The sequence below is a fragment of the Halomonas sp. MCCC 1A11062 genome, assembly GCF_021404355.1.
GTDB lineage: Bacteria > Pseudomonadota > Gammaproteobacteria > Pseudomonadales > Halomonadaceae > Halomonas > Halomonas aerodenitrificans.
On the sequence record NZ_JABFTW010000002.1, the window covers coordinates 356,840 to 372,900 of the forward strand.

A 16,061-nucleotide genomic window follows, 5' to 3' on the forward strand; every position below is an offset into this window, starting at 1 on the left:
CCCCTTCAGGAGCCCGCCATGTCGACTCCCGTGACCGAAAGCGCGCCGATACCGGCGCGCCCCCTGCCGGCAAGCTATCGCAGTACCAAGGTGAGGCGGCAGCGAGTGCGCGCCGCCTGGTTCTTCCTGGCGCCGATGCTGGTGACCCTGGCCATGGTGGCCGGCTGGCCGCTGCTGCGCACTTTCTACTTCAGCTTCACCGACGCTTCGCTGTCGGACATGAGCGATACCCTGTTCATCGGGCTGGAGAATTACCTGGTCTACGACGACGGCCGCTGGTTCGGCGTGCTGGCCGACCCCATCTGGTGGCGGGCGGTATGGAATACCGTCTACTTCTCGGTGGTTTCGGTGTCGCTGGAGGTGGTGTTCGGGGTCATCGTCGCCCTGGTGCTCAACGCCGAGTTCAAGGGCCGCACCCTGGTGCGCGCCGCGGTGCTGATCCCCTGGGCGATCCCTACCATCGTCTCGGCGCAGATGTGGGCGTGGATGCTCAACGACCAGTTCGGCATCATCAACCACCTGCTGATGGCGCTCGGCATCATCGCCAGCCCCATCGCCTGGACCGCCGACGCCAACTACTCCATGTGGGCGGTGATCATGGTCGACGTGTGGAAGACCACGCCGTTCGTCGCCCTGCTGGTGCTGGCGGCACTGCAGATGCTGCCCAAGGACTGCTACGAAGCCGCCGAGGTCGACGGTATCCACCCGGTCAAGGTGTTCTTCCGCGTCACTCTGCCGCTTATCACCCCGGCGCTGATGGTAGCGGTGATCTTCCGCCTGCTCGATGCACTGCGCGTGTTCGACGTGATCTACGTGCTCACCTCCAACTCCACCAGCACCATGTCGATGTCGATCTACGCCCGCCAACAGCTGGTGGAGTTCCAGGACGTGGGCTACGGCAGCGCCGCTTCCACCCTGCTGTTCCTGATCATCGCCCTGGCGACCATCGCCTATCTCTATCTGGGCCGCAAGCAACTGCAACTGGGGGGTGACTGATGACCTCGCGCCAGCTTTCCAAACTCGCAGCGCGTGTCGGCTTCTGGCTGCTGGTGACCTTGATCGTGGTGATCGCTGTATTCCCGTTCTACTACGCCATCAAGACCTCCTTCACGCCTTCCGGCGACCTGTTCCGGGTCGAGCTGTGGCCGACGCGGGCAACGCTCGCCAACTACGTGCAGATTTTCTCCCAGCGCAGCTTTCTGCAGGCGATCTTCAACTCCATCCTGGTCGCCACCAGCGTGGTGTTCATCGCGCTGCTGCTGGGCATCACTGCCTCCTACGCCCTGGGGCGGGTACGCTTCCGCGGCCGCACCTCGGTGTTGCTGATCATCCTCGGCGTATCGATGTTCCCCCAGGTGGCGGTGCTGTCGGGGCTGTTCGAGGTGATCCGCGCGCTCAACCTCTACAACAACCCGGGCGGGCTGATCCTGAGCTACACCATCTTCACCCTGCCCTTCACCGTGTGGGTGCTGACCACCTTCATGCGCCAGCTGCCCCTGGAGCTCGAGGAGGCCGCGATCATGGACGGCGCCACGCCCTGGGTAACCATCACCAAGGTGTTCCTGCCATTGATGTGGCCGGCCATGGCAACCACCGGGCTGCTCGCCTTCATTGCCGCCTGGAACGAATTCCTGTTCGCCCTGACCTTCACCCTGACCGACAGCCAGCGCACGGTGCCGGTGGCGATCGCCCTGCTCTCCGGCGGCAGCGCCTACGAGCTGCCCTGGGCGCCGATCATGGCCGCTTCGGTAGTGGTCACGGTACCGCTGGTGGTGCTGGTGATCATCTTCCAGCGGCGCATCGTCTCGGGGCTGACGGCCGGTGCGGTAAAGGGATGAATCGGAGCGGCTGAACCCGACACGAACAGGATTGTCCACGGCAACTCGTACCTGACGAACAACCATGCCATCGAGGCTTGATCAAGGGAAACTCATGCAAGACAACACATTCTGGTGGCGCGGCGGCGTCATCTACCAGATCTACCCACGTAGCTTCATGGACAGCAACGGCGACGGCGTCGGCGACCTGCCGGGGGTCACCGAGCGGCTCGACTACGTCGCCTCGCTGGGCGTGGACGGCATCTGGCTGTCGCCCTTCTTCACCTCGCCGATGCGCGACTTCGGTTACGACATCAGCAACTATCGCGACGTCGATCCGCTGTTCGGCACCCTGGCAGACTTCAAGGCCCTGCTGGAGCGCGCTCATGCACTCGGCCTCAAGGTGATCATCGATCAGGTGATCAGCCACACCTCGGACCAGCACCCCTGGTTCCAGGAGAGCCGCAGGAACCGCGGTAACCCGCGCGCCGACTGGTACGTGTGGGCCGATCCCAACCCGGACGGCACCGCGCCCAACAACTGGCTGTCGATCTTCGGCGGTCCGGCCTGGACCTTCGACAGTCGGCGCCAGCAGTACTACCTGCACAACTTCCTGTCGAGCCAGCCGGACCTCAACTTCCACAACCCCGAGGTGCGCACCGCCCAGCTCGACAATATGCGCTTCTGGCTCGAGCTGGGGGTCGACGGCTTCCGCCTCGACACGGTCAATTTCTACTTCCACGACCAGCACCTGCGCAGCAATCCGGCGCTGACCATCGACGCCACCCGCACGCTGGGCGCGCCCAAGGAGAACCCCTATACCTGGCAGCGCCACATCTACGACATCAGCCGCCCCGAGAACGTCGAGTTCCTGCGCGAGCTGCGAGCGCTGATGGACGAGTACCCCGGCACCACCACGGTGGGCGAGATCGGTGACGACACGCCGCTGGAGCGCATGGCCGAGTACACCTCGGGGGGCGACAAGCTGCACATGGCCTACACCTTCGACCTGCTCAACGCACCGCGCTCGCCGGACTACATTCGCGGCGTGCTCGAGCGCTTCCAGCAGTTCGCCGGCGATGCGTGGCCGTGCTGGGCGCTGTCCAATCACGACGTGGTGCGCAGCGCCACTCGCTGGGGCAGCGAAGAGTGCGCCTTCGCCTACCCCCGCGTGGCGCTGGCCCTGCTCTTCTCGCTGCGCGGCAGCGTCTGCCTTTACCAGGGCGAGGAGCTCGGTCTGCCCGAGGCAGAGGTGCCCTTCGAGCACATTCAGGACCCCTACGGCCTGCCGCTGTGGCCCGATTTCAAGGGCCGCGACGGTTGCCGCACGCCTATGCCCTGGGACGATACCCCGCTGGCCGGTTTCTCCCAGGTGAAGCCGTGGCTGCCGGTAGCCGAACCGCACCTGGCCATGTCGGTGGCACGTCAGCAGGACGAGCCGGAGTCGATGCTCAACGCCACCCGTCGCCTGCTGCGCTTCCGCCACCAGCACCCGGCCCTGTTCGACGGCGACATGACGCTGCTCGACCTGGGCGAAGCGCTGGTCGCCTTCACCCGCCAGCGCGGTGGCGACAGGCTGCTGTGCGTGTTCAACCTCACCGGTCAGCCCCAGAGCGCGACGCTGCCCGAGGTGCGCGAGGCGCTGCAGGAGCACGGTTTCCAGTACGAGGTGAGCGGCGGCAAGTTACATCTGCCGCCCTATCAGGCGGCCTATTTCCGCCTCTAAGAATGGCTGCGCTTGGCCACTTCCCGATAGCGTAGTGGCAAAGTCTTGAACAACAGCGGCCGTAAAGCGGCCGAGGATGGATCGAATGGCAAGCGTCACCCTCGACAAAATCAACAAGGTCTTCGGCAGCACACACATCATCAAGGATGTGGACCTGGCGATCGGTGAAGGCGAATTCGTGGTCTTCGTCGGCCCCTCGGGCTGCGGCAAGTCCACCTTGCTGCGCCTGATCGCCGGGCTGGAGTCGATCAGCGACGGCGAGCTCTCCATCGGCAGTCAGGTGGTCAACGAGCTGCCGCCGCGGGAGCGCGGCGTGGGCATGGTGTTCCAGTCCTACGCGCTCTACCCGCACATGACCGTGTACGAGAACATGGCCTTCGGCCTCAAGCTGGCCAAGACCGCCAAGGAGACCGTACACGAGCGGGTGATGGCGACGGCGCGCATCCTGCAGCTCGAGGAGCTGCTCGAACGCAAGCCCAAGGCACTCTCCGGCGGCCAGCGCCAGCGTGTGGCCATGGGCCGTGCCATGGCCCGGGAGCCGCGCATCCTGCTGTTCGACGAGCCGCTCTCGAACCTCGACGCCTCGCTGCGGGTGCAGATGCGCAACGAGATCGCCCGCCTGCACAAGCGGCTCGGCTCGACCATGGTCTACGTGACCCATGACCAGGTCGAGGCGATGACCCTGGCCGACAAGATCGTGGTGCTCAACGGCGGTCGCGTGGAACAGGTGGGCAGCCCCCAGGAACTCTATCAGCGCCCGGCGACCAAGTTCGTGGCCGGCTTCATCGGCTCGCCGACGATGAACTTCCTGCCCGCGCGCCTGCTCGGCGCCGATGCCACCGGCTGCCGGGTCGGCGCCACCGGCCTGACCGAGCTGGCACTGCCCCAGGATGCCTCGGGCCATGCCCAGGGGGCGGCGCTGACGCTGGGCATTCGCCCCGAACACCTGCGTCTGAGCGAGGCCCAAGGCAGCGAGGGCTTCGAGATCGTCAACGTCGAATACCTGGGCAACGAGGTCTACGTCTACCTCGAGCCCAAGGAGGGCGAGACCCTGCTGATCCAGCGCGGCGAAGCACCCACGACGTGGCGGGTCGGTCAGCGCGTGACGCTGGCTCCCGACCCCGAGCACGTGCACCTGTTCGACGCCGGAGGCCGGGCGCTGTCGGTCAAGGCCGCACGCGCCGTGGCCTGAGACCATGGTAGCGTTACAAAAATAGACGGCGGGACTGTCCCGGCCACGGCCGGGGCGGTATGCTGGGCGCCGTACTCATTAGCAGGGAAATAATCGTGTCGCCACCGGCCCGCCGTATCACCCTCAAGGATCTGGCCCGCGAGCTCGGCGTCTCCACCGCCACTATATCCAATGCCTTCAACCGGCCCGACCAGCTCTCGCCCAGCCTGCGCGAGCGCATTCTCGCCGAGGCCAAGCGGCTGGGCTATCGCGGCCCCGACGCCAAGGCGCGCAGCCTGCGCACCGGGCGTTCGCGCATCATCGCGGTGGTTCTGGCCGAGAGTCTTACCTACAGCCTCAACGATGCCGTCTCCAGCGAGTTTCTCTCCGGCGTGGCCGAGGTACTCGACAGTCAGGGCCATACCCTGCTGCTGCTCTCGGCACGGCAGGTCAATTGCCAGTTGGTCGACTCGGCAAGCATGGCCGACGGCTTCATCGTTTACGGCTTGATGCCCTCCGCCGAGCTGTTCGACTCGCTGCCCCTCCACGCTGCGCTGGTGGCGGTCGACTTCAACGTGGCGGGCCATCCTTCGATACACGTCGACAACGAGCCTTCCTGCTTCGAGATCGCCGACCACGCGCTGTCGGTCGCCCCACGCAAGCGACCGGCCATCGTCAACCTGCGCCTCACGGCGGAACCCTGCAATGGAAGAATCGATCCGCAGCACACCCTGCTCTCGGCCGAACTCACCATTACCCGCTCGCGGCTGGCCGGCTTTCATGCCGCCCTGGAAAAGCACGACTTCGACCTCGAACGGATCCCGATGTGGAACGTGGAGGAGAACACCTTCGAGGTATGCGCTCCGGTGATCGAGGAGATTCTCGATCTGCCCGACGCCGAGCGTCCAGACCTGCTGCTGTGCATGTCGGACCGTATCGCCCTGACCGCCCTGACCCTGGCCGAGCAACGCGGCCTGCGTATTCCCGATGACCTGTGTCTGATCGGCTTCGACGGTATCGCCGAAGGCCAGTACCGGGCGCCGCGGCTGACCACGGTGCGCCAGGAGAGCAGCGAGAAAGGACGCCTGGCGGCGCGCATGATCCTGGGCCTGGAGCCGAGCCACTCACGCCTGCTGACGACCGAGATGATGCTGGGCGAGACCTGCTCCTAGGAGCTGATTCGTTAAACAGCGGGCTCGCTTGCACGTTGCTTGCACACTTCATGACCATTGGCTGCATCGCCTTGCGAGATGCTGCATGGGCCCACCCTTCGCCGCGAGCCCACGATGCCAGCCTTACCTCTGCTCTCCCTGTCTTCTCCCGGTCGCGCCGGTCGCCGTCAACGGGGACGCTTTACCCTGGGCGCCCTGCTGGCCGTGCTGGTTCTGGCAGCAGGCGCGGCCGGGGCCTGGTGGCTGGTCTCGCAGCCGCCGCGCATCGAACGCCGGGCACCGGTCGAGCTACCCGCCCCACTGGTGGACACCGTGCTGGCACAGCGTCAGGCAGCGGCGCCGTCGCTGCACGGCTTCGGTCGGGTGATCGCCGAGCGCGAGGCGCACCTGGCCAGCCGCGTGAGCGGCGAACTGCTCGAGTTCACTGACGAGGCGCTACCGGGCCGCGTGGTCGAGGCCGGCAGCGCGCTGGCACGACTCGACGACGCCGACCTGAGGCTGGCCCTGCGCGAGGCCGAGGCCGCGCTGGCCCAGGCCGAGGCGGCACTGGCCATGGAGCGCGGCGAGCAGCAGCGGGCCGAGACGGAGTATCGCAGCTTCGGCCGCGAGCTTTCCGCCGAGCGCCGCGCGCTGGTGCTGCGTCAGCCACAACTGCGTCAGGCCGAGGCCGAAGTGGAACGGGCCCGTGCCGCCCGCGACCGGGCACGGCTGGAGCTGGAGCGGGCCACCCTCACCGCGCCCTGGCGCGGAATGGTGCAATCCCGGCTGCTGGGCAGCGGCAGCATGGTGAACAACGGCACCGAGTTGTTGCATCTGGTCGACGTTTCGCGCTTCTGGATTCGCGTCTCGCTGCCCGGCGAGGCACTGGGTTGGCTGCACGCCGCCGATGCCAACGGAGCGGGCAGCGGCGTGACGCTCTCGACACGTACCTGGCCCGGCGGCGAGACTCGCCGCGGCGAGGTGATCGCGATCCTGCCGGCGCTGGAGGAACAGGGCCTGCAGGCCCAACTGCTGGTGGCGGTCGACGATCCGCTGGGGCTCGACAACGGCGCAGCGGCCCTGCGCCTGGGCGATATGGTGCGCCTGGAGTTCGAAGCGCGCCCGCAGGACGATCTGTTCGTGCTGCCTGCCGCCGCTCTGCGCCCGGGTGACGAGCTATGGCTGCTCGACGAGGAGGAGCGTCTGCGTCGGCGCACGGTGAGCGTGATACATCGCGGTGAGACGCGGGTACTGATCGCCGATGGCCTCGAAGACGGCGAACGCGTAGTCACCTCGCAACTGGGCCAGCCGCGCACGGGCATGCGCCTGCGCTCACGCATCGCCGACAGCGAACGTCCCGCCGGTGAGCGTCGGGAGTCCCGCTCATGATGCGCCGTGGTCCCATCGCCTGGATGGTCAATCACGGCGTCGCTCCCAACCTGCTGATGGTGCTGCTGATCGTCGGTGGCCTGTTGGCGTCGCTTGCGATCAAGAAGGAAGTGTTCCCCGAGTTCGAGCTGGAAATCGTCCACGTGGCGATCGGCTATCCCGGCGCCACTCCTGAGGAAGTGGAGCGCAGCCTGCTGCTGCCCATGGAGGCAGCCCTGGCCGACGTCGACGGCATCGACGAGATGACCGCCACCGCCAACGAGGGCGCCGGGCGTGTCTCCCTGTCCCTGATCGACGGGGTCGACGTGATGCGCGCCTATCAGGACATCCAGCAGGCGATCAACGCCATCACCAACCTGCCCGCCGCCGCCGACCCGCCGCGCTTCAGCCTTGCCGGTCGTGCGCGCAGCGTGATGAACCTGCAGGTGCACGGCTGGGTCGACGACCGGCTACTGCACGACGTGGCCGAGGATCTGCGCGCCGAGCTGCAGGCCGCCTCCGGCATCTCGCGGGTGGAGCTGGCGGGCAATCGCGAGCGCGAGGTGCAGATCCTGCTCGACGAGGAGGCGATGCGCCGGCATGGCCTCGACCATCGCGGGCTGGCCTCGCGAATAGCCGACGAGGCACTGGATCTCGCCAGCGGTCGTCTGGCCACCGCCGAGGGCGAATGGCTGATCCGCTACCAGGGACGCCGCGACGAGGCTCGCGAATTCGCCGAGCTGCCGCTGATCGGCACCACCGACGGCGGCCAGCTGCGCCTGGGGGACATCGCCCGGGTGGTGGACGGCTTCGCCGAAACCGACCGCGAGGTGCTCTACAATGGTGCTCCTGCACTCAGCCTCGAGGTGTACCAGATCGGCAACCAGACGCCGATCGGCATTTCCGATGCGGTGCACGCCCAGCTCGAACGGCTGCGTGCCGGCCTGCCCGAGGGGGTCTATCTGAGCGTGTCCCAGGATACCTCGGAGATCTATCGCGACCGCCTCGACCTGCTGCTCAAGAACGCCTGGCTGGGCCTGGCGCTGGTGCTGGTACTGATGGCGCTGTTCCTCGAGGCGCGCCTGGCATTCTGGGTCACCTTGGGTATTCCCACCGCCTTCCTCGGTGCCATGCTGTTCCTGCCATGGCTGGGCGTGTCGATCAACATGATGTCGATGTTCGCCTTCATCATCGCACTGGGCATCGTCGTCGACGACGCCATCATGGTGGGCGAGAACATCCACAGCTATCGCGAGCAGGGCCACTCGCTGCGCGAGGCCGCCGTGCGTGGCGCCCGCGAGATGGCGGTGCCGATCTCCTTCGCCATTCTCTCCAATATCGTCGCTTTCATGCCGCTGCTGTTCCTGCCGGGCTTTCTTGGCATGATCTTCGCCGTCATCCCGGTGGTGGTGGTCACGGTGTTCCTGGTGTCGTGGCTGGAAGCGCTGTTCATCCTTCCCGCGCACCTGGCCCATCGCGCCGGGGGCCGCGAGCCGGCGCCCTGGCTCAGGCCGCTGGACCGCCTGCGCCGCACCCTGCAGAACGGCCTGACGCACTTCACCCAGCAGCGCTTCGAGCCGTTTCTGCAGCGCGCCCTGAATCAGCGCCTGCTCACCGTGAGCCTGGCCATCGCCGTGCTGGCCCTGGCCATCGCCTGGAGCTTGAGCGGACGCATGGGCTTCTCGCTGATGCCGCGGGTCGAGTCCGACCGGGTTCAGGCCACGGTGACCCTGCCGGTGGGCAGCCCCATCGCCGACGATCGCCGCATTCGCGATCAGCTGCTGGATGCCGCCATGGCGCTAAGCGAGCGCGACGATGGCCCACGCTTCGCCGCCAGCCGCGCCCAGATCGACGGCGACCGTTTGAACGTGCGCCTGACCATCGAGCGCGACAGCCTCAATGCCTGGCCGCCGTCGCGAGTCGCGCGGGAGTGGCGCGAAGAGGCAGGCGACATCATGGGCGCCCAGGCGGTACGTTTCGAGTCGGATTTCGGTGGCCCTGGCGCCGGTGCCGGCCTCACTCTGCGCCTGTCGCACCCCGACAGCCGCGCGCTGGAAGCCGCCGCCACCCGGCTGGCCGACGAGCTGACCGAGTTCGAGGGCCTGACCGACATCGACAGCGGTCTGGCCGACGGCAAGCCTCAGCTCGAACTGCGCCTGGCGCCGGAAGGCCGGGCGCTGGGTCTTACCGGCGCCGACCTGGCCGCTCAGCTGCGCGGCCCGCTGCAGGGCGTCACCGCCATCGAGCAGTTCGTCGGGCGACACGAGATCAGCGTGGCAGTGCGTCTGCCCAGTGAGGAGCGCGACAGTCTGGGCCATCTCCACCAGTTGCCGATTCGCACGCCGGATGGTCAGGTGGTGCCGCTTGCGCGCATCGCCGAGATTCATCTCGGTCGTGCGGCAACCACCCTGCAGCGCGTCGACGGCAGGCGCCAGATCAGCGTCACCGCCGATACCGAGAGCGACGCGCAGATCAACCAGGTGGTGGCCACCCTGCAGGCGGACGTCTTTCCCGCCCTGCAAGCGGCCTGGCCGGGGCTCGAGTTGACCCTGGGTGGCCGCCAGCAGGAGACCGCCGAGAACGCCTCCGCCTTGAGTCACGCCACCTGGCTGACGCTGATCGCCCTGTATGCGCTGCTGGCGATTCCGTTTCGCAGCTACCTGCAGCCGCTGCTGGTGCTGGCGGCGATCCCCTTCGGCGTGATCGGCGCCATGGCCGGCCATGCCATCATGGGCTTCGGCCTCTCGGTGATCAGCCTGATGGGCATGCTGGCGCTCTCGGGAGTCGTGATCAACGACGCTCTGGTGCTGATCGACTACGCCAACCGGCGCCGGCGCGAAGGCTTCGGCGCCCGCGAGGCGATAGTCGCCGCGGCGACCCGGCGCTTGCGCCCGATCATGATGACCACCCTGACCACCTTCCTGGGGCTCGCCCCGATGATCTTCGAGACCTCGCGCCAGGCCCGCTTCATGATTCCCATGGCCATCTCGCTGGGCTTCGGCATGCTGTTCGCCACCGTGATCCTGCTGGTGCTGGTACCCTGTCTCTATCTGATGCTGGAAGGATTGCGCGAGCGATGGGAACGCCTGACCACTACCGTTACCACTCAGGAGACGACCCGATGAGGCCGCGCCTGCTCCGCGCCCCGTTCTCTCATCTGGGCGTCAAGCTGTTCGTCATCATCCTGTCGGTCAACGTGGCGATCGCCGGGCTGGTCTTCCTGTCGGTGTCGCGCAGTCTCGACCGGGGCTTTCTCGACTATCTCGAGACCACCCAGGTGCAGCGTGCCGAAACCCTGGCCGAGGGGCTGGGCCAGGAGTGGGCACGCCGCGGCGGCTGGCAGTGGCTGCGCGACTCACCGCCGGCCTGGGAGCGGCTGGTGCGCCAGCAGCTGTGGCCGGGCGAGCGTCAGCCTCCCCATGGCATCGAGCGACGCCTGGGCGATGCCCGCGACTTCGTGCTGCACGATGCCGAGGGCCTGCCGGTGATCGGCCTGCCGCCGGACGACCAGGAAATGGCCGCCGAGCTCCACTGGCTGCCCATCGAGTATCGCGGTCAGCGGGTCGGCACCCTGGGCTATCGCCCGCCGCAGCAGCTGATGGCGCGCATGGATCGTATCTTCCTCGCGCGCCAGCAGCGCAACCTGGGCATCATCGTCGCCTCCCTCGGCCTGGCCTCGCTGCTGCTGGCAGGTGGGCTGGCCTGGTGGCTGGGCCGACGCACCCGCAGCATGGCGCTCGCCACGCGCAGCCTGATCGAAGGCGACTACAGCGCCCGCCTGCCGGAGCGCGGCCGCGACGAACTCTCTCGCCTGGCCCGCGACTTCAACATGCTGGCCGCCACCCTGGAGGCCAGCCGCGAGGCGCGCAGTCGCTGGGTATCGGACATCGCCCACGAGCTGCGTACGCCGCTGGCGGTACTGCGCGGCGAGATCGAGGCCATGCAGGACGGCATCCGTCCCTTCAACGAAGACAACCTGCACTCGCTGTCCCAGGAGGTGGGTCAGCTCGAGCGTCTGGTCGCCGACCTGCGCCTGCTCTCCCAGAGCGATGCCGGCGCCCTCGAGGTGCAACTGGCACCGCTCGACCTGGCGGCCAGCCTGGCCTCGCGCCTCGAGGAGGCCGGCGGCTGGCTAGGGGATTGCGGCATGACGCTCACCACGTCGATCCAGGGCCCGGCCTGGATCCGCGGCGATACCCGGCGCCTGCGCCAACTGTGGACCAATCTGCTCGACAACAGCTGTGCCTATACCACCTCGCCGGGCCAACTGGACGTCAGCCTGACTCAGGACGGGGAGCGAGTACGCGTGACCTGGCAGGACAGCCCGCCAGGCGTGCCGGAAGCATCGCTGGAGCGCCTCACCGAACGCCTCTACCGGGTCGAGGGCTCGCGCAGTCGCGCCAGCGGCGGCAGCGGACTGGGACTCTCCATTGCCAGCGCACTGGTCAAGAGTCACGGCGGCACCATGCAGGCCTCACCCTCGCCGCTGGGTGGGTTATGCTGGACCCTTGAGTTTCCCGCCCTGGTGGCCGATGAGCGAACCCCATGAGGAATAGCGCCCATGCATGACTCCGACGCCCCACGCGACACCCTGCTGATCGTCGAGGACGAACCCAAGATCGCCCGCCTGGTGGCCGACTACCTGGAGGGCAGCGGCTTCGCCACCCAGCACATCGACCACGGCGATCAGGTGCTGCCATGGCTGCATGAGCGAGCCGGCGAGGAACGGCTGCCCGCCCTGGTGCTGCTCGACCTGATGCTGCCCGGCACCGACGGCCTCACCCTGTGCCGCGAGATTCGCCAGCGCTGGCCGGGCGTTGCCATCATCATGCTCACGGCACGGGTCGAGGAGGTCGACCGCCTGCTGGGCCTGGAGCTTGGCGCCGACGACTACATCTGCAAGCCCTTCAGCCCGCGGGAGGTGGTGGCCCGGGTCAAGGCGGTGCTGAGGCGTAGTCAGGCGCTGCGCGACCCCGCCGCGGCCGGCGGTAGCCAGCTCACCCTCGACGACGAAGGCTGGCGCGCGCTGGCCGACGGCCAGGACCTGGGGCTCACCGCGGTGGAATATCAACTGCTCAAGGTGATGACGCAGGCCCCCGGTCGCATCTTCACCCGCGATCAGCTGATGGACCGCATGTATCGCGATCATCGCATCGTTTCCGAGCGCACCGTGGACAGCCACGTCAAGAAGCTGCGGCGCAAGATCGCCGACATCTGGCCCGAGCGCGAGATTATCCGTTCGGTGTATGGGGTGGGCTACAAATACCAACCCGAGGAATAAGAGGCTCATTTGTACCGCATCGGCATCCGAACCCATACTCATTGCACGTTTTGTGCAACTTGATTGCACAGGGCCGTACGACACTGCAAGCATCCACTCAACGTGAAGGAGTCACTCGCATGCGCCGTACCATTACCCGAAACATGCTGATGCCCGCCCTGCTCGCCGTTGCCATCGCCCCCATGTCGCTGGCCGCGGTGGCCGCTCCCGGTCAGGGCGAAGGCGGCTGGCACGAGCAGCGCCACGAGCGCTTCCAGGAGCGCCGTCAGGCCCTGTTCGAGCGCGCCGGGCTCGACGAGGAGACCCGCAGCGCCCTGGAAGAGGCCCACAGCGAGCACATGCAGGCACTGCGCGAGTTGCACGAGCAGCACCGCGAGCGCATGGATGAGATCCTCGACGAGGAGCAGCGTGAAGCCCTGCGCGAGGCCAAGCGCGAGATGCGCCAGGAGCACCGCGCCGAGCGCGGCGGTGAGCGTCGTCAGAGCATGCAGGAACGTCTGACCACCCTGGTCGACAGCTGGGAGCTCTCCGACGAGGAGCGTGAGCGGCTGACCGAACTGCGCGAATCCCTGTATGCCGACATGCAGGAGCTGCGCGGACAGGAGTTCGACTCCCGCGAGGAGCGCCGCGAGGCCTGGCAGGAGCTGCGCGACGAGCATCGTGAAGCCCTGACGGAAGTGCTCACCGAAGAGCAGATCGACGCTCTCGAAGCCTTCATGCAGCAGGGCAAGCACAAGGGCCACAAGCATCACGGCCGCGGCTGATTGCCAAGCGGCACCAGGTATGACACGAGCAGGCCCGGCATTGCGCCGGGCCTGTTGCGTTGCGCCCCTCGCCTCGCTCAGTTGTAGAGCACTCCCGGCAGCCAGAACACGATGCTCGGCACCATGTAGAGAATGAACATGGCCACGAACACCAGCAGCAGGAACGGGGCGATACCGATGAAGATGTCGTTGAGCTCGATGCCCTTGGGCGAGATGCCCTTCAGGTAGAAGGCCGACATCGCCATGGGTGGCGTCAGAAACGAGGTCTGGATGTTGAGCGCCACCAGCACGCCGAAGAACAGCGGGTCGATGCCGAACAAGTGCAGCAGCGGCAGGAAGATCGGCACGAAGATGATGATGATCTCGGTCCATTCCAGCGGCCAGCCCAGGATGAAGATCAGCAGTTGCGCCAGCAGCAGGAACTGCAGTGGCGTCAATGACATGCCGCTGATCCAGTGCTCGATGAGGGAATGGCCGTCGAGCAGCGAGAACACCGAGGAGAAGATCCACGAGCCGACGAACAGCCAGCACACCATGGCGCTGGTACGCGCGGTGAGGAACACCGCCTCGCGCAGCCGCGCCAGGGTCAGCTGGCGGTAGGCCGCCGCCAGTAAAATGGCGCCCAGTGCACCGATACCCGCGGCCTCATGCGGCGTGGCCAGGCCGAAGAGGATGGCCCCCAGCACCGACATGATCAGCACGAACAGTGGCACGAACGAGGTCAACAGCCCCCAGTACACCTCACCCAGCGGCACGTCGAGCTTCTCCGCCGGCAGCTTCGGCGCCACCTTGGGGTTGATCATCGCCCGCCCCATCACGTAGACGATGTACAGCCCCGCCAGCAGCAGCCCGGGAATCAGCGCCGCGGCGTAGAGACGCACCACCGAGACCCCGGCCATCGCCCCGTAGAGGATCAGCATGATGCTCGGCGGGATCAGAATCCCGAGGCAGCCCCCGGCACAGATCACGCCGCTCGACATGCGCTTGTCGTAGCCGGCGTTGAGCATGGCAGGCAGCGCCAGCAGCCCCATCAGCGTAACCACGGCGCCGACGATGCCGGTGGCAGTGGCGAACAGCGCGCAGGTGATCAGGCTGGCCACCGCCAGCGAGGCGGGCATGCCGCGAGCGGCAAGCTGCAGGCTGGCGAACAACCGGTCGAGAATGTTGGCCCGCTCCACCATGTAGCCCATGAAGAGGAACAGCGGCACGGCGATCAGCACGTCGTTGGACATGACCCCATAGGCGCGCTGCACCAGCAGCGAAAAGATGATATCGCCGATGGCGAAGTAGCCGAAGCCGATGCCCATGGCGATCAACGTGAAGGCGATGGGAAAGCCGAGCATGATCAGCACGATCAGCATGCCCAGCATCAGGATACCGATTTCCGGCTCGCTCATTGGCGGGGCTCCCCTGATTTTTCCTGGGCGGCCTTGATCTCCGCCTCCTTGTTGATGGGAATGGCGATCTCCTCCACGTCACCCAGCCGGCGCGGCCACTTGCCGTGTATGAGACACATCACGCAGCGCGTCACTTCCGCCACCCCCTGTAGGGCAAGCAGCGCCGCGCAGGCGGGAATCACGAACTTGTAGGGCCAGATGGGCGGGCCCCCGGGCGTATAGGAGCTGTGCTCGTTCTGACGGTAGGAGATGGCGAAGAAGTCCCAGCCGTAGAACACCAGCGCGAAGATGCCGGGGTAGAAGAACAGCAGGTAGAGCGCGAGCTCCAACCCGGCCTGGACGCGGATGGGGAAATAGCGCGACACCACGTCGGCCCGCACGTGGGCGTTGTGGGCCAGCGCATAGGCGCCGCTCATCATGAACAGGGTGCCGTAGAGCATGTAGCTGGTGTCATAGGCCCAGGTGGTCGGTGCCCCCATGGCATAGCGCATGAAGACCTCGTAGCTCACCACGAGGGTCAGGATCAGGATCGCCCAGGCGAAGGTCTTGCCCACCCAGGTGCTGAGATGGTCGATGAAGAACACGAAACGCATGGTCACCTCTCACCATCCCTGCGCCACCCATCGGGGTGGCGCAGGACGGAACATGAACCCGGCAGCGTCCTGAACCGGGGCAACATGCCGATCCGGGCCCGCAGGCCCGGTGGCTCACAGGATGGTTGAGGTATCGGTGGGCGACTTGCCGTAGAAGTGCACATACGCCGGCTCCTTGGGCGTGGTGTGCTCGAGGTGGTAGCCCACGACGCGCTCGCAATACTCCCGCTGATGCTCGACTACCTTCCTGAAGAACTCGTCGCGGGACTCGTTCTCGATCACCTTGTCCCACGCCTCGAGCTGGGCCTGCAGCACCGAGTCGGGTGTGATGTAGGTCTGTACTCCCTGCTGTTCGAGTTATCGTCAAATCTGGTGGATGGCGATCAGGCCGCATTCCTGTCTGATTGATCAACCACTTGCTCCCCGTCCTGGAACTTGACGTTGCTGACGACCAGTTCCAGCTTCTGGAAGTGCTTGATCCTCCTCCATCGCTTTTGGGCGCTCTGGAGCAGCTTGAAGACCATCGCCAAGGTCGTCGCCCGGGAGCCGCAGTTCCGGCTCCGCTTGGTCCTCAGGCGGACCGTGGCGAAGGTCGACTCGATCGGGTTGGTGGTGCGGATATGCACCCAGTGCTCTGCCGGGTAGTCGTAAAACGCCAGCAGCTCGTCCCGATCCTTGGCCAGGCACCCCATCGCCTTGGGGTACTTGGCCTCGAAACGCTTCACCGTGCGATCGAAGGCCCTGCGTGCCTCGTCGCGGGTCTCGGCCATCCAGATGTCATGGAGGTCCGCCT

The 16,061-nt window shown here is 66.6% G+C and carries 14 protein-coding genes; 10 read left to right on the top strand and 4 right to left on the bottom strand.

Annotated elements, in window-relative coordinates:
- Nucleotides 1–18: 18 nt before the first annotated feature.
- The 10 genes from HOP58_RS04115 to HOP58_RS04160 all read left to right on the top strand — a co-directional run bounded on the left by HOP58_RS04115 (nt 19) and on the right by HOP58_RS04160 (nt 13,278).
- Nucleotides 19–996, top strand: a complete 978-nt coding sequence (locus HOP58_RS04115; RefSeq protein WP_026037951.1) for a sugar ABC transporter permease — start codon at nt 19–21, stop codon at nt 994–996.
- Complete coding sequence (locus HOP58_RS04120) at nt 996–1,838, top strand: carbohydrate ABC transporter permease (RefSeq protein ID WP_234253581.1); 843 nt, start codon at nt 996–998, stop codon at nt 1,836–1,838. Before HOP58_RS04115 ends, HOP58_RS04120 begins: the two co-directional genes overlap by 1 nt.
- A 94-nt stretch (nt 1,839–1,932) precedes the next feature.
- The gene (locus tag HOP58_RS04125; protein ID WP_234259638.1) at nt 1,933–3,543 is read left to right on the top strand and encodes an alpha-glucosidase family protein; all 1,611 of its coding nucleotides are present in this window, start codon (nt 1,933–1,935) and stop codon (nt 3,541–3,543) included.
- Between the two features lie 85 nt (nt 3,544–3,628).
- A complete protein-coding gene (ugpC, locus tag HOP58_RS04130) occupies nt 3,629–4,735 on the top strand; it encodes a sn-glycerol-3-phosphate ABC transporter ATP-binding protein UgpC (RefSeq protein ID WP_234259639.1) in 1,107 nt (368 codons plus the stop codon).
- A 95-nt stretch (nt 4,736–4,830) separates the two neighbouring features.
- On the top strand, nt 4,831–5,886 hold the full coding sequence (locus HOP58_RS04135; protein ID WP_234259640.1) for a substrate-binding domain-containing protein: 1,056 nt from the start codon (nt 4,831–4,833) through the stop codon (nt 5,884–5,886).
- Nucleotides 5,887–6,000: 114 nt separating this feature from the next.
- Nucleotides 6,001–7,254 (top strand): efflux RND transporter periplasmic adaptor subunit, encoded by a 1,254-nt coding sequence (locus HOP58_RS04140; protein WP_234250072.1) that lies wholly within the window; start codon nt 6,001–6,003, stop codon nt 7,252–7,254.
- A complete protein-coding gene (locus HOP58_RS04145) occupies nt 7,251–10,358 on the top strand; it encodes an efflux RND transporter permease subunit (RefSeq protein ID WP_234259641.1) in 3,108 nt (1,035 codons plus the stop codon). Before HOP58_RS04140 ends, HOP58_RS04145 begins: the two co-directional genes overlap by 4 nt.
- The gene (locus tag HOP58_RS04150; RefSeq protein WP_234253575.1) at nt 10,355–11,782 is read left to right on the top strand and encodes an ATP-binding protein; all 1,428 of its coding nucleotides are present in this window, start codon (nt 10,355–10,357) and stop codon (nt 11,780–11,782) included. Before HOP58_RS04145 ends, HOP58_RS04150 begins: the two co-directional genes overlap by 4 nt.
- 12 nt (nt 11,783–11,794) lie before the next feature.
- Entirely contained in the window at nt 11,795–12,514 is a 720-nt protein-coding gene (locus HOP58_RS04155) for a response regulator (RefSeq protein WP_234253574.1), read from the top strand.
- A 119-nt stretch (nt 12,515–12,633) separates the two neighbouring features.
- On the top strand, nt 12,634–13,278 hold the full coding sequence (locus tag HOP58_RS04160) for a hypothetical protein (RefSeq protein WP_010627059.1): 645 nt from the start codon (nt 12,634–12,636) through the stop codon (nt 13,276–13,278).
- Nucleotides 13,279–13,355: 77 nt separating this feature from the next.
- Here the strand turns inward: HOP58_RS04160 and HOP58_RS04165 are convergent, their stop codons facing one another.
- The 4 genes from HOP58_RS04165 to HOP58_RS04180 all read right to left on the bottom strand — a co-directional run.
- Entirely contained in the window at nt 13,356–14,675 is a 1,320-nt protein-coding gene (locus HOP58_RS04165; RefSeq protein WP_010627058.1) for a TRAP transporter large permease subunit, read from the bottom strand.
- Nucleotides 14,672–15,268 (bottom strand): TRAP transporter small permease subunit, encoded by a 597-nt coding sequence (locus HOP58_RS04170; RefSeq protein WP_234253924.1) that lies wholly within the window; start codon nt 15,266–15,268, stop codon nt 14,672–14,674. Before HOP58_RS04170 ends, HOP58_RS04165 begins: the two co-directional genes overlap by 4 nt.
- Nucleotides 15,269–15,382: 114 nt before the next feature.
- Nucleotides 15,383–15,583, bottom strand: a complete 201-nt coding sequence (locus HOP58_RS04175) for a hypothetical protein (protein WP_234259642.1) — start codon at nt 15,581–15,583, stop codon at nt 15,383–15,385.
- A gap of 68 nt (nt 15,584–15,651) precedes the next feature.
- Nucleotides 15,652–16,061 (bottom strand): transposase (locus HOP58_RS04180; protein WP_234259643.1); only part of this gene is annotated, 410 nt, incomplete at its 5' end.